At 69.7% G+C, this 13,351-nt stretch carries 11 protein-coding genes; 6 read left to right on the top strand and 5 right to left on the bottom strand.

The features are described from left to right. Positions 1 to 4 precede the first annotated feature (4 nt). Together ACFSVL_RS21480 and ACFSVL_RS21475 are read right to left on the bottom strand one after the other, a co-directional pair. On the bottom strand, positions 5 to 1,498 hold the full coding sequence (locus ACFSVL_RS21480; protein WP_378307294.1) for an FAD-binding oxidoreductase: 1,494 nt from the start codon (positions 1,496 to 1,498) through the stop codon (positions 5 to 7). Positions 1,499 to 2,038: 540 nt separating this feature from the next. Next, the gene (locus ACFSVL_RS21475) at positions 2,039 to 2,515 is read right to left on the bottom strand and encodes an RrF2 family transcriptional regulator (RefSeq protein ID WP_378306795.1); all 477 of its coding nucleotides are present in this window, start codon (positions 2,513 to 2,515) and stop codon (positions 2,039 to 2,041) included. Positions 2,516 to 2,607: 92 nt separating this feature from the next. On the opposite strand from ACFSVL_RS21475, the gene ACFSVL_RS21470 reads away from it, so the two are divergent. From ACFSVL_RS21470 to ACFSVL_RS21450, 5 genes are all read left to right on the top strand, one after another. Next, on the top strand, positions 2,608 to 3,852 hold the full coding sequence (locus ACFSVL_RS21470) for an MFS transporter (RefSeq protein ID WP_378306793.1): 1,245 nt from the start codon (positions 2,608 to 2,610) through the stop codon (positions 3,850 to 3,852). Positions 3,853 to 3,903: 51 nt separating this feature from the next. Next, positions 3,904 to 5,142, top strand: coding sequence for an FAD-dependent monooxygenase (locus ACFSVL_RS21465; protein ID WP_378306791.1), 1,239 nt, complete (start codon positions 3,904 to 3,906; stop codon positions 5,140 to 5,142). 98 nt (positions 5,143 to 5,240) lie between these two features. Then, the gene (locus ACFSVL_RS21460; RefSeq protein WP_378306789.1) at positions 5,241 to 6,857 is read left to right on the top strand and encodes a class I adenylate-forming enzyme family protein; all 1,617 of its coding nucleotides are present in this window, start codon (positions 5,241 to 5,243) and stop codon (positions 6,855 to 6,857) included. Continuing rightward, positions 6,854 to 7,876: a methyltransferase gene (locus ACFSVL_RS21455; RefSeq protein ID WP_378306787.1), complete on the top strand. Its 1,023-nt coding sequence runs from the start codon at positions 6,854 to 6,856 to the stop codon at positions 7,874 to 7,876. Before ACFSVL_RS21460 ends, ACFSVL_RS21455 begins: the two co-directional genes overlap by 4 nt. A 4-nt stretch (positions 7,877 to 7,880) precedes the next feature. Beyond that, complete coding sequence (locus tag ACFSVL_RS21450; RefSeq protein ID WP_378306785.1) at positions 7,881 to 8,810, top strand: AfsR/SARP family transcriptional regulator; 930 nt, start codon at positions 7,881 to 7,883, stop codon at positions 8,808 to 8,810. On the opposite strand, the gene ACFSVL_RS21445 is transcribed toward ACFSVL_RS21450, so the two are convergent. From ACFSVL_RS21445 to ACFSVL_RS21435, 3 genes are read right to left on the bottom strand one after another with little or no spacing between them, the layout of a single operon-like run. Next, on the bottom strand, positions 8,711 to 10,066 hold the full coding sequence (locus ACFSVL_RS21445; RefSeq protein WP_378306783.1) for a class I adenylate-forming enzyme family protein: 1,356 nt from the start codon (positions 10,064 to 10,066) through the stop codon (positions 8,711 to 8,713). The two genes, ACFSVL_RS21450 and ACFSVL_RS21445, sit on opposite strands and share 100 nt — an antisense overlap. Before the next feature lie 40 nt (positions 10,067 to 10,106). Continuing rightward, the gene (locus tag ACFSVL_RS21440) at positions 10,107 to 11,213 is read right to left on the bottom strand and encodes a 3-dehydroquinate synthase II family protein (protein WP_378306781.1); all 1,107 of its coding nucleotides are present in this window, start codon (positions 11,211 to 11,213) and stop codon (positions 10,107 to 10,109) included. Continuing rightward, complete coding sequence (locus ACFSVL_RS21435; protein ID WP_378306779.1) at positions 11,210 to 12,025, bottom strand: 2-amino-3,7-dideoxy-D-threo-hept-6-ulosonate synthase; 816 nt, start codon at positions 12,023 to 12,025, stop codon at positions 11,210 to 11,212. The genes ACFSVL_RS21440 and ACFSVL_RS21435 overlap by 4 nt, the downstream gene beginning before the upstream one ends. A 393-nt stretch (positions 12,026 to 12,418) precedes the next feature. Here ACFSVL_RS21435 and ACFSVL_RS21430 point away from each other — a divergent pair, with 393 nt between their 5' ends. Then, complete coding sequence (locus ACFSVL_RS21430) at positions 12,419 to 13,162, top strand: AfsR/SARP family transcriptional regulator (protein ID WP_378306777.1); 744 nt, start codon at positions 12,419 to 12,421, stop codon at positions 13,160 to 13,162. Positions 13,163 to 13,351: the final 189 nt, after the last annotated feature.

Below are 13,351 nucleotides of genomic sequence, written 5' to 3'. Positions count from 1 at the left end.
GCGCTCAGCTCCCGATGCTCTGCGAGAACTTGAAGAAGTTGCCCGGGTCGTATTTCCGCTTCACGGTCACCAGCCGGTCGTAGTTGCACCCGTAGTACGCCCACTGCCAGTCGGGCAGTCCGTTGTGGCCGTAGTTGAGATAGGTGTGGCTGCTCGAATACGGGTCGATGGCCGCGAAACCGTTGTTCGCCCATGCCGTCGCCGAGCCGGTGTCGTCCGGGGTGGGATCCGCCTTGGTGACTTCGCCCGAAAAGCCCACGGCGAACTGGGCGTCCCGGTGCGGCCAGGCGGTGTCGCCGACGGGCACCCGGTTGGCCTGCCCGCCCCAGCCCGCGAACACGAGCGAGCGGTTCTGCCCGGACCGCCGGTCCGCGTCGAAGGCGGTGACGACCGGGTTGATCCCGGCCGCCGGGATCGGGCCGGTGAACGTGCGGTACCGGTGTGCGACGAACTTGGTCCGGCCGAGCAGCGCCCCGGGCGTCTGGCCCACGACGTGGCACTGGTCGGCGGTCTTGTCCCCGCAGCCGAAGGCACGCATCATCGCCGTGTCGTAGGGCAGTTCCTCGGCCGCGTTGGTGGCGGGCGGGGAGCCGACCGCGGAGATCAGGCCGTTGATCGCGGCGTCCGCGTCCGCCTTCGGGCCGAGGTAGGCGCCGACCACCTGCACGATCGGGACCGCGCCGGGCGCGGCGTCCGGCAGGACGATCACCAGCGTGGTGGCCAGTTCGTCCGGGCCCGCGATCAGCCACGGCTGCCAGGCGGCGATCACGTCGGCGACCTTGGCCCACGGCCAGGTCACCCGGTAGCTGATCACCTTGTCCACCACGGTCGGGCGCGATTCGAACTCGGTGACGATGCCGAAGTTCCCGCCGCCCCCGCCGCGCAGCGCCCAGTACAGGTCGGGGTACTGGCTCGCCGAGGCGCGCACCACGCGGCCGTCGGCGAGCACCACGCGGGCGGAGACCAGCCGGTCGGCGGCGAGGCCGTATTTCCGGGTCTGCCAGCCGAGACCGCCGCCGAGGAGGAACCCGCCGGGGCTGACCGTCGGGCAGCCGCCGATGGGCAGGGTGACCCCGTGCGCCTTCAGCGCGGGGATCGAGTCCACGCCCTTGAGCCCGGGACCGAACCGGACGGTCGAGCCCACCGCGGCGTGGTTGATCTTCGAGGTGTCGATGATCAGCCCGGGGGTGGTGGACCAGCCGTTGAAACTGTGCCCGCCGCTGCGGGGCGTCGCGGGCACCCCGTGCTCTCGCGCGAACAGCACGGACCGGCGGACGTCCTCAGTGGACACACAGTAGGCGATCGCCTGCGGGTTGACCGGGTCGAACTCCGCGCTGATCAGCCGTTTGGCTTCCAGGTAGCCCGAATCCGGGGGAAGGACCAGAGTGCCGGCGAGCTGTGCGCGCAGCTGGCTCCAGTCCGTTGTGGACGCACTCGAGACGTGGCCGAACACTCCGGCCCCGCTCAGCGCGCCGGCCGCGGCGACCCCGGAGCCCACTCGCAAGAATGACCTTCGCGTGTACATGCAATTGCCTCTTTCTTACCGCGTGCGCAGGCGCCGGCCATTTGCGTGGACCGGGCAGCCTGCAAGAGAACGGAATGAAGTCAGCCAAAAGCGCAATGCTTTCCGATGGAATTCGGCCCCAGAGTGATATGTGCGCGCTTGGCGGGTCCACGCACGCTAGCGGCAGGCGGACGAGGCCGTCAAGGCAAGCCGGCGGTGATTACGACATCCAGCCTAGTGCGGCGGCGTCCCTTGATCTGGGGGACCTGTTTCCGCGGCGGCTTGACCAATAATTCAGAGCGGCGCGGTAAGTTTCCTGGCCTCGACCGGACTGAGAAAAACGACCTGATCGCCTTATCCCGCAACGAAATCCGACGGCGCGAATATCGCGGCTGTCGTATCAGTGGCGACAAGGGGGAAACCATTGTCCATCCCGTACCGCATCCGGTATCGAAGACGGACCGCGTGCCGGCGCCGGTGCGATCCCGTTGGAGCGTGCCGTGTCCGAGGACGTGCCGTAGCGGGATATCCGGGTCAGCGCGCTTCGAGCCATTCCCGGACGTCGCCCAGCGCGGTGCCGCCGCTGTCGGCGTCGATGTTCTCGGCCAGATCGGCGATCGTGATCTTGGACAGGGCTTCGTTCCAGGCGAGTTCGGCGTCCGCCATCGCGCGGGCGATGGAACACCGCGTCGTGCAGCGTTCGGGGGCCGCCGCGAGCGGGCCGCGCTTGCGGATCTCCGTGCAGCGGAAGAATCCTCCCGGCCCGTCGATCGCCGCGACGACGTCCAGCACGCTGATCTCCCCCGGCGGCCGGGTGAGCCCGTATCCGCCGTCCTGCCCCTGCGACGAGTGCACCACCCCGGCCCGCGACAGCACCTGCAGGTGCTTGGCGAGGTACGCCGGCGGGATGTCGTGCAATTCGGCGAGCCGCTGCGCCGGCACCGGGCCCTGCGCCTGGCTGAGCGTGACGCAGCAGTGCAGCACCCACTCGATGCCGTTGGACAGCTTCATGGCCTCATCGTACGTCTCGGACAAATTATGTCCAAGTCGCCCCGCTGCGTGGTACGGTCCGGACACTAACTGTCCGAGTTGAGGGGTTTGCCTTGACCAACACTGAGAATCAGCCTCGGTCGCCGAGTCCCGCCGCGGACTCCGGCACCGCGACGACGGCCGACCGGGCCGCGCTGGGACTCGCCGCGGTGGCGCTGTTCGTCGCGGCGGTGAACCTCCGGCCGGCGATCGCCGCCATTTCCCCCTTGGTGGACACCATCCGGGCGGATCTCGGCCTGTCCGCCGTCGGCGCTTCCCTGCTCACCACGATCCCGACGCTGGCCATGGGCCTGTGCGCCCCGGCGGCCGCGGTGGTCGCGCGCCGGTCCGGGCTGCACGGCGGGGTCCTCATCGGGCTGGCGATCATCGGCGTGGGCACCATCGCCAGGGCGCTCGGGCACGCCACCTGGCTGCAGCTGACCACCGCGTTCGTGGTGGGCGCGGGCATCGCGGTCGCCCAGACCCTGCTTCCGGCCGTGGTGAAGGCGCGGTTCGCCAGCCGCGCGGGACTGGTCACCGGCATCTACACCGCGGGTCTCGGCCTTGGCGGCGCGGTGGCCGCCGGCGTCACCGTGCCGCTGGCCGACGCGTTCGGCTCGTGGCCGATCGCCGTGGGGTCGTGGGCGGTCCTCGCGCTCGCCGGAATGGTGATGTGGTCGGCGGCCAAACGGTCGCTGAACCTCGGCGACGCGGCCCCGCGCAAGCTCGCGACGAAGGGCCTGCCCTGGGGCAGCGCGACGGCGTGGAAGATCACCGCGATCTCGGCGGGCAACTCCGCGCTGTACTACTGCGAACTGGCCTGGGTGGCGCCGCTGCTCACCAACGACGGCGGACGCAGCGTTTCCGCCGCGGGCGGCCTGCTCACCGCGATGATCTCGATCCAGGTGGTGGCCATGCTCGCGGTGCCCGCGCTGCTGGGCGAGCGGACCGACCAGCGGCTCGGCCTCGCGGTCACCACGCTGATGACGGCCGCCGGATTCCTCGGCTTCGCACTGAGCCCGGGTACCGGGACCTGGTTGTGGATCATTCTCATGGGCGTCGGCCACGGCGGGCTGTTCCCGCTCGTGCTCGCGCTGCCGGTCACCGCGGCCCGGGACGCGACGCATGCCGGGCGGATCAGCGGAATGGCGTTCTTCATCGGTTACGCCTGCGCCGCGGTCGGTCCTTTGCTCGTCGGCTTCCTGCGGGACGCCTCGGGTGATTTCAAGCTGGCGTTCATCCTGCTGGCCGCGGTCACCGCACTGATGGTTCTCCCGATCGCGGGTCTGTCGCCCCGACGGCTGGCCCGGTCGAAGTAAGGGGAACCGGACACCTTCAATCGAAAATCCGAGCTGGGGGGTTTGGACGAGGTGGCTTCCGAAAGAAGAGCACGGGTCGCGATCGTCGGCGCGGGAATCGCCGGGCTGGTGATCGCGACCGTCCTGCGCAGACGTGGCGTGCGATGCGAACTGTACGAACAGTCTCCGGTGTTCGACGCGGTCGGCGCGGGAATCCAGCTTTCCCCGAACGGGGTGCGGATCCTGCACCGGCTGGGCGTCGCCCCGGCACTGGCGGAGAACGGCGTGCAAGCGCGTTCGATCGAAACCAGGCGCTGGGACGACGGCGGATTGCTGGCCAAGGTCCCGCACGGGACGGCGTGCGAGGAGTTGTTCCGCGCGCCGTACTACCTGATCCATCGCGCTGATCTTCAGCGCTGCCTGGTGAACCTGCTCGCCCCCGGCACGGTTCACCTCGGGCGGAGTGTGGCTCGCGTGGTCGAGCGTGCCGACCACGTCGAGTTGCACTTCGCCGACGGGGGCCATACGACGGCGGAGCTGGTGATCGGCGCCGACGGAGTGCATTCCGCCGTCCGCCGCGCCGTCGTGCGGGACGAGCCCAAGTTTTCCGGATATTCCGTGTATCGCGGGTTGATCCCCGCCGAGGTGGTGCCTTCCTTCGCGGCCGATCCCCGGGTGCTGTTCTGGCTCGGCCCGCAGCGGCATGTGACGTATTACCCGATCTCCGCCGGGAAAACCGTCCACTTCAGCGCGGTGTGCGCCACCGGCGACGGACGGTCCGGCGCTTCGACGACGGGCACCGAAACCGAAGAACTCGCCGCGGCGTTCGCCGGGTGGAATCCGGAGGTGCGGCGGGTGGTCACCGCCGCGGCTTCGGTGACCCGCTGGGGGTTGTTCGACCGGGATCTCGCCGACCGGTATGTCAGCGGACGGCTCGCGCTCGTGGGGGACGCGGCCCATCCGATGCTTCCGTATCTGTCCCAGGGCGCGAACCAAGCGCTCGAGGACGCCGTGGTGCTGACCGATTGTCTCGCCGACGCCGGCCGTGATCCAGTGCGGTCGCTGAGGCACTACGAGGCGCTGCGCCGGCCACGGACCGCCGAGGTGCACCGGCAGTCCCGGGCCCGGGCGGAGACCTTCCATCTCGCTGACGGGACGCGGCAGCGCGAACGCGATTTCCGCCTGGCGGGCGAAACGCTGAACGATCTGGCATGGCTTTACGGTTTTGACGCGGCACTGACCCCGGCGCAGCGCGAAGCGCTGAACGGCAGGGCCGCGCTGGGGGACCATCGGCCCGAGGTCGTTTCCTAGACCTCGCGCGCGATCGGTCAGCGAACCCGGCACACCGCATCTGGGGTGGTCTTTGCGGCGCCGGGCGAGTATTCGCATTCAGCGGTCCTGGAGGACTGATGCATTCTTTGATCCGCCGCATGTTGCGCGGAAACGGTTTCTACATCGGCACGATCTTCGAAGAAGCCGCCCGCCGCTATCCCCGGCTCGAGGTGACCCTCGACCAGCCGTTGCGATGGGCACCCGACCGCGGCACCGAATTCACCGTCGCCGAGCTGGCCGACCTCGTCGACGACCTCTCCGCCCGATTGTGGGCGGCCGGGGTGCGACCGGCCGAACGCGTGGCCCTGTACAAGACCAACAACTTCGACATCGCGCTGTTCGCCTGTGCGGTGGCCCGGATCGGCGCGGTGCCCGCACTGCTGTCGCCGTTCCTCGACGGCGAGATCGTCTTCACGCTGCTGCACCGGCTTGAGCGGCCGTGGCTGCTCACCGACGGCGACACGATCGACGGCCCGCTGCACGAGATCCCGGTCGCCGCGGCGACCCGGGGCGTGCTGCTCGCGGCGGGGACCGAACGGGTCGGCACCGTCGACCTGTCCGCCATCGCCGAGGCTCCGCGCCGCGACGCGGTTCTGCTGCATCCGCGCCAGCCTTCGCTGATCTCGCACAGTTCCGGCACGACCGGGATCCCGAAGCTCGCGGTGCACTGCCCGGAAGCCGGTTACCACCGCCTGATCCCGCAGAAGCTCGTGGCCTGGCCGGTCCGGCGCAAGGAGAAAGCCGCGCTGTGCATGACGTTCGTGCATTCGCGGTTCTACCAGGGCCTGGCGATGTGGCTGGAGCTGGGCAACCCGCTCGTGATCGCGGTGGACGCGGACCCGCGCCGGATCGGCCCGCTGTTCGCCCGGACCCGGCCCGGCTACGTCGAGACGCATCCCAACAACTTCGTCGACTGGGAAGTGCTCGCGGACGATCCGGCCGAACCGCTGTCCGGCGTGCGCTACTTCGGGGCCACCTTCGACGCGATGCACCCGCGGACCATCCAGCGCATGCTGGGGGCCTCGCACCGGCGGCGGCCGCTTTTCCTGCAGGCGTACGGGCAATCCGAGATCGGCCCGGTGGCCGGCCGGTGGTACACCCGGCGCAGCGCGAAGAACGCCGACGGCCGGTGCGTCGGGATGCCGCTGCCCGGATTCATTTCGATGCGCGTGGTCGGGGCGGACGGCACCCGGGTGAAAACCGGTGCGGTCGGCCATCTCGAGGTGCGCAGCCGGACCCGCATCCTCACCTATCTCGGGGAGGACGCGCGGTACGCGAAGGAGGTCCGCGACGGCTGGTGGCGGCTCGGCGACATGGGCTACCGGGATCGCTGGGGCCTGCTGCACCTGCTCGACCGGGAGGTCGACCAGATCGAGTCGATGACCAGCAACCTCGAGGTCGAGGACATCCTCATGTCGCGGCTCGACGAACTGCGGGAGATCGTGATCGTGGCCGGGCCGCAGGGCGAACCGGTGCCGGTGGTGGCCACCCGCGACGACGGCCCGCTCGACCGGGAGCGCTGGCGGCGGGCCACCGGCGACCTGCCCGCGATGGCTCCGCCGTGGCAGCTCGATTTCGCCAAGCTGCCCCGGACCTCGACCTGGAAGATCCAGCGGCACCAGCTGGCCACCTTGGTGCGGGAAGACCGTGGCGCGGCCGCGCGCACCGCGACTGGAAAGGGGAAAGGCGCATGACGACCGCGAGTTCCGCCGAACGGCACCTGATCGAGCTGATGACCGGCTTCTGGAAGACCGAGGCCGTCTACTTCGCGACCGAGCTCGGCGTCATCGACCGCCTCACCGGGTCGAAGCCGATGTCCGGCACCGAATTGGCGCTGGCCCTGGATCTGGACGCGGACGCGCTGGGCCGGTTGCTGGCCTACCTCGGCAGCCTCGGGGTGGTGCGCGGCAACGAGGCCGACGGCTACGCGCTCAGCGAGGTCGGCGAGCTGCTCCGCTCGGATTCGCCCAGCGCCATGCGCCACCACATGCGCCTCTACGGCGACCACTTCTACCGCGCGTGGGGCGAGCTCGCGCATTCGCTGCGCGGCGGCGGGGCCGCGTTCTCCCGGGTGTTCGGCAGCGACCTGTTCTCCTACCTCCGGCAGAATCCCGAGGCTTCGCACGCCTACGAACGGATGATGGACGCGGGCGCGCCGTTCTTCGCCGAGGTCGGCCGCGCCTGCGACTTCTCGCGGGCCCGGCTCATCGTCGACGTCGCCGGCGGCCACGGGTCGCTGCTCGACCGCCTCCTGCGGGAGAATCCGGAACCGCGTGCGGTGCTGTTCGACGCGCCGCACGTGATCGAGGAGTCCGAGCGGTACCCGATCGCCCTCGACCACGGCGACCGCTGCGAACGCGTCGGCGGCGATTTCTTCGTGTCGGTCCCGGAATCCGGGGATGTCTACCTGCTGTCCCGGATCCTGCACTGCTTCGACGACGAGGCGTGCCACCGGATCCTGGCCAACATCCGGCGCGCCATGGCCCCGGACGGGAAGCTGGTGATCCTGGAACGGCTCATCACCGGCGAGGACGCGTCGCTGGCGCTGGGCTTCAACATGCACATGCTGGTGGTGCTCGGGGGCGGCCGCGAACGGGACGAGGCCGAGTACCGCACGATGCTCGACAAGGCCGGGTTCACCCTGACTTCGGTGCACGCACTGCCGCTGGAGACCCATCTCCTGGTCGCGGCTCCGGCGACGATCCCGGGATGAGCCGATGATCTTCCGGGTACTCGGGCCGTTGTCCGTGGAGGACCGTGGTTGCTGCCGCACGCCCACCGCGGCGAAGCAGCGCCAGGCTCTCGTGTTGCTGCTGCTGAAGGCCAACAGCGTGGTGCCGCTCCCGCAGTTCGTGGAGGAACTGTGGGAGGACGCCCCGCCTGTGCGGGCCGTCGCGGCCCTGCACACCTATGTCATGCAACTGCGCAAGGCGCTGGAACAGCTGCGCCTGCCCGACGGGTCCGGCGCGCGGCTGCTCACCCGCAAGGGCGGGTACGAACTCGTGGTGCACCCGGGCGAACTCGACCTCGACGTGTTCGAGCACCGGGCGCGCGCGGCTCTGGCCGTGCGCGACACCGCGATGCGGGCGCACGATCTGCGCGAGGCACTGCGGCTGTGGCGCGCGCCTGCGCTGGTCGACGTGGTGGCCGGGCCGATCCTGCGGGCCGCGATCACCGTGCTCCAGCGCAAACGGCTCGACGCGATCAGCCACCGCATCGACGCTGATCTGGCGCTCGGGCGGCATCACGACCTGATCGGCGAACTGACCGCGCTCGTGCACCACCACCGCACGCACGAGGAGTTCACCGCGCAGCTGATGCTCGCGCTCTACCGTTCGGGCCGCCAGGTGGACGCGCTGGCCGCGTTCCACCAGCTGCGCAAGGCGGTGGCCGAGGATTCGGGCGGCGCGCTTTCGCGGCGGCTGCACGAGTTCTACACCAACATCCTGTCCGCCGACGCCACCCTGGATCCGCCGTCGAGCACTCCGTCGAGGCTTTCCCTCGACATGGTCGGCGCCCTCGGGGGGGNNCCCCCCGAGGGACCTGTTCAGCGGCTCTCCACCGCGAGCCGGTGCTCCCGCAGCCCGCTCCGGCTGCGCAGGGTCTTTCCGTTGGGAGTCAAGGGAAGTTCGCGCATGAGGTGGTAGCGGGACGGGATGTTCCCGTCCGGCAGCACCCCGCGGCACCACGCCCGCAGCTCCGCCTCGTCCAGTCCGGCCGCGCCGACGACGTGCGCCTCCACCGGATCGCCGAGCACCACCGCGTTCGACACCAGCCGGTGCGCGCGCAGCACGGTCTCGATCTCCAGCAGGTCGACGTCGGTGCCCCGGGCGCGTTCGGCGTCGACGCGCCCGCGCAACCGCAGCGCGCGGTGCTCCGGGTTCCAGGCGACCAGGTCCTGAGTGGACAGCCAGCCGCCGACCCACGGATGGTGCTCGTAGAGGTACGGCGACTGGGGAACGTGCACGTGCAGGACGCCTCCGGTGATGGCGATCCGGATTCCCGGCGCCGGCAGGCCGATGCTCCGCGGCCCGGACCGGCCGCCGAGATCGGTCGCGACGATCCCGGTTTCGGTGGTGCCGTAGGCCTGTCCGATGAGCACCCCGAAACGTTCGGCGAAATCGTCGTACCCGCGCTGCGGCAGGATTTCCCCGCAGGACACGGCGAGCCGGAGCCTGGGCAGCGACAGCGCGTCCGGGGTGGCGGCGAGGAGTTCGAAATGCCGCGGATTGCCGAGGATGACGTGGGCGTTCCGGGCCGCCGCGGCGAGCGGTCCGGTGGCGAACACGACGGTGGCGCCGGTGTTGAGCGCGTGCAGCACCCCGCCGATCAGGCCGAAGGAATGCGTGACCGGATCGAGCAGCAGCACCCGCTCGCCGCGGCCCGGCATGCCGGGGATCGCGGCGAGCCGGTTCAGCTCGCCGAGCAGGGACTCCGGGGTCCGGCCGACCGCCTTGATCCGCCCGGTGGTCCCGGACGAGAACTGGACCAGGCAGTGGCCGGTGCGCGCCGGAGTGCCGCCGGGCAGCCGCCGCACCAGGATCTCGCATTCCTCGGTGAACCTGTCCGTTCGCGGAGCACCGCCGAGGACGAGCTGGACCTGCGGCGCGCATTGGGCGAACAGTGCGGCCCGGTCCTTCCCGCGCAGCCGCGGATCCGGCAGGAGCACCTGCGCGCCGAGCGACCACAGCGCGAAGATCGACCACAGCTGGGTGAAACTCGGCGTGCCCTGCACCGCGACGGTGCAGCCCGGGCCGATGCCCTGCCCGCCGAACAGGGCGGCGAGCCGGGTCACTTCGGCACGCAGGGCGCCGTTCGTGACCGGGCGCGCCGCCCGCGCCCACACCGCGTCGTCCGCGCCGCCGCGGAGCAGTTCGGCGCCCCACCAGGAATCCAGCGGCACCTCGGTCTCCTTTCGGCGGACGGCTCGGCTTGCCCGGGGGCTACTTCTCGACGCAGAACTCGCCGACCGGCCAGCCGACGTGCCGCTTGTCGGTGGCGACGTACCCGAGCACCTGGTCGCCAGGCTTGAGCTCGGTGACGTTGAGGACGCTCCCGCCCGGCCCGAGGACCCGGACGTGCCAGTCGTCCTGGACGATCAGGTTCGTCCGCACGCCTTCCTCGGAACTCGCGGTGATGCTCAGCAGCGGCCGGGACTCGAGCTTGATCCGCCCCACGACGATCCGCCGGGTACGGCCGTCCGCGCCGACGGCGAGGACCGCGCTGCCCGACTTCAGCTCGCTGAGGTAGTTGGTGCGGTTGTCCTGGCCGAGCACGTACGAGTGCAGAGCGCCGGCGTTGATCCGGAACGGGCGGGTCGGCATGTACGGCAGGGGATGCGTTTCGCTGCAGCACAAGACGAATCCGTGCGCGTAGGAGCCGACGAGCATGCCCTCGTCCTCCTCGAAATGCGTGCACGTGTCGATGCAGACCCGATCGCCGAGCCCACAGTGCTCGATCGATTCGACAGTCAGCTTGTTCAGCGCGAGCGACGGCGTCTTCGCCTGGAGCAGCTGGACGAGGCCGAACACGTCGTCGGCGTTGCGCGGCGCGAGGATGATCCCGTCGGAGCCCTTCTCCAGCACGTCCACGATGATCTGCGCGTCTTCGAGGCTGTTCGCCTGGCAGATCAGCGAACCAGGAGCCGGATCCGCCGCGGCGATGACGATCTCCAGCGGGATCTTGGTCGGATCGCGGAACTGGACCACGGTGTAGGGCAGCGCGACCGCGGAGTGGCAGGCCAGGGTGAGCGTCGGGTCGTCCACGACGTTCACCAGCGCGGCGAGGTTCTGGTCCCCGCCGCGGACCCGGCCGGCGAGCGCGCCGATCTCGTCGTCGTTCGCGACCTCGAGCAGCGCGAGCATGCCTTCTCCCGCGGTTTCCGCGGCAGTTCCGCCGACCAGCACCCGTTTCACCGTGTTCGGCAGGGTCGCGAGCGTGGCGAGGTCGGAGTCGACGATGGCGTCCACCCTGGCGTGGACAGCGGCGTCGACGATCGCCTCCCGCTGGTTCTCGGGAACGGAACGGATGTCGATCCAGGCGAATTTCACGGAACACCTGCCATTCTGGATTGTGGGGTGGATTCGGAGCCGAGCTCCGGTCCGTGGATGATCGAGGCGAGTTCGTGCACCGTCTGCCGGGGAGCCGCGCTGGTGAACACGCGGCGCCCGACAGCCAGCCCGTGACAGCCCACGGTGAGGGCATTCGTCGCGAGCTGGGCCACGCTGGTGTCCGCACCGGAACCGCCGGCGACGACGATCGGCAGCGGGGAGCTGGCCACCACCTCGACCATGCGGTCCGGCGGCGCGGCCATCGGCACCTTGACGAGATCCGCGCCGAGGTCCGCCGCGATGTTGACCACATGCGACAGCAGCACCGGATCGCCGGGCTCGGTCAGCCGCGGCCCGCGCGGGTACATCATCGCGATGAGCGGAATGCCCCACCGGTCGCTGGCCTTCGCGATGGTCCCCAGATCCGCGAGCTGAGCGGCCTCGGTGTCCGAACCGATGTTGATGTGCACGCTGACCGCGTCGGCTCCCAGACGGACCGCCTCGGCGACCTCACCGACCAGAACCTTCGCGTTGGTGTCCGGGGCGTGCGCGGTGCTGGCGGACAGGTGGACCACCAGCGCGCACCGGGAAAGCAGCTCCGGCTGGATCGTGCGGGCACGCCCTTTGTGCACCACGATCGCGTCGGCCCCGCCGTCGGCGATGTCCCGCACGAGCTGGTTGAACCCGGAGGCGGTCGAGATCGGGCCGTCGGAAATCGTATGGTCGAGGGGAATGAAGAGAAAGCGGTCGTCGCCGTGCCGGGACAGTCTGGCCAGTCGCAAGGATTTGCCGGTCAGGGGCAGCGTCGCCATCGCGCACCTCCTGCTCGTGGTGTCGGGCTCATGGCCATACCGTCGCAGGGCTGGCTAAAGAATCGAGCGATGTCGGCGGGGCCGTGCTCGGGTCGGTTAATTTCCGCCGTAGATCAACGAGTTAAGCATTTCTGCGGCTGAATTCCCGGAGCTGGTGTGTTTATCGGGGCGCCTGCTGTGACGATTCAGATTAATGATCTTGCCGTTAGCCAGATGCTCGGCGGAGCGTAACGGCCACGTTTCGAGAATCACTCGTGTGGACCAGCGGGCCACGGATATGATGGCAGCTCGACGGTGGGGGCTTGGCTTTTCGCAGCCAATCGGCTTGGGGGCAGTGTGATGAAATTAGGTGTTCTGGGCCCGCTATGCGTGGTCAAAGACGGTGTTTCGTACGTGCCGAGCGCCCCGAAGGCGCGGCAGTTGCTCGCGCTGCTGATGATCAACGCGAACAGTTTCGTCTCGGTGGACCATTGCATCGAGGAACTGTGGCCCGCCGATCCGCCCAAGAGCGTCATGTCCACGCTGCAGACCTACGTACTGCAGGTCCGCCGGGCGCTGCGCTCCATTCCGGACGGCAACGGCGGCGACCTGCTGCTCACCCGGAAGCAGGGATACCAGCTGCTGGTCCCCCGGGAACGGTTCGACCGCACGATCTTCGACCAGCTGGTCGTCGACGCGCACACCGCGCTGGCGTGCAACGAGGACTACCGGGCAGCGGAACTGTTCCGATCCGCACTAGCCCTCTGGCGCGGCCCGGTCCTGGCCGACGTGCTGCCCGGCCCGGCGATCGCGGCGTACCAGCTGGAAATGAAGGAGTACCGGCTGGGCGTGCTAGAACAACGCATCGAAGCCGACCTGAGGCTGGGCCGCCACCGCGGACTCCTCGGCGAGCTGCGCAAGCTCGCCGACGCCTACCCGATGCACGAGAACATCCACGCACAACTGATGGTCGCGCTCTACCGCTCCGGCAGGCAGGCAGAGGCGGTCCGGGTGTTCCACCGGCTGAGCGAGGTGCTTGGGGATCAGCTGGGGCTGCTGCCGTGTCCGCCGATGCAACGGCTGTACGAGGCGATCGTCGCGGCGGACAAGGTGCTGGAGGTGCCGGTGCGGCAGGCGGAACGGGGCGCACTGGTCTAGGCCGTTCTAACTGACCACAGTGGACGGTCGCCACGTCGTTGCTTGACCCGCCGGGAGAAGCCGGCCTTGCGGATCGGGCGGACGACGGCATACACGCTCGCAGTGACGGCGGTGAGGTGCTGGCGGTGTTCAGGTTCGACGGCACGGCACGGCACGGACGAGGATGCGCGTTTCCTGAGAATGCCTGAG

The organism is Amycolatopsis silviterrae, from assembly GCF_042684085.1.
In the GTDB taxonomy this organism is placed as follows: domain Bacteria; phylum Actinomycetota; class Actinomycetes; order Mycobacteriales; family Pseudonocardiaceae; genus Amycolatopsis; species Amycolatopsis silviterrae.
Note: the sequence above shows the minus strand (reverse complement) of the source record. Positions and strands in the feature narration are given on the sequence as shown.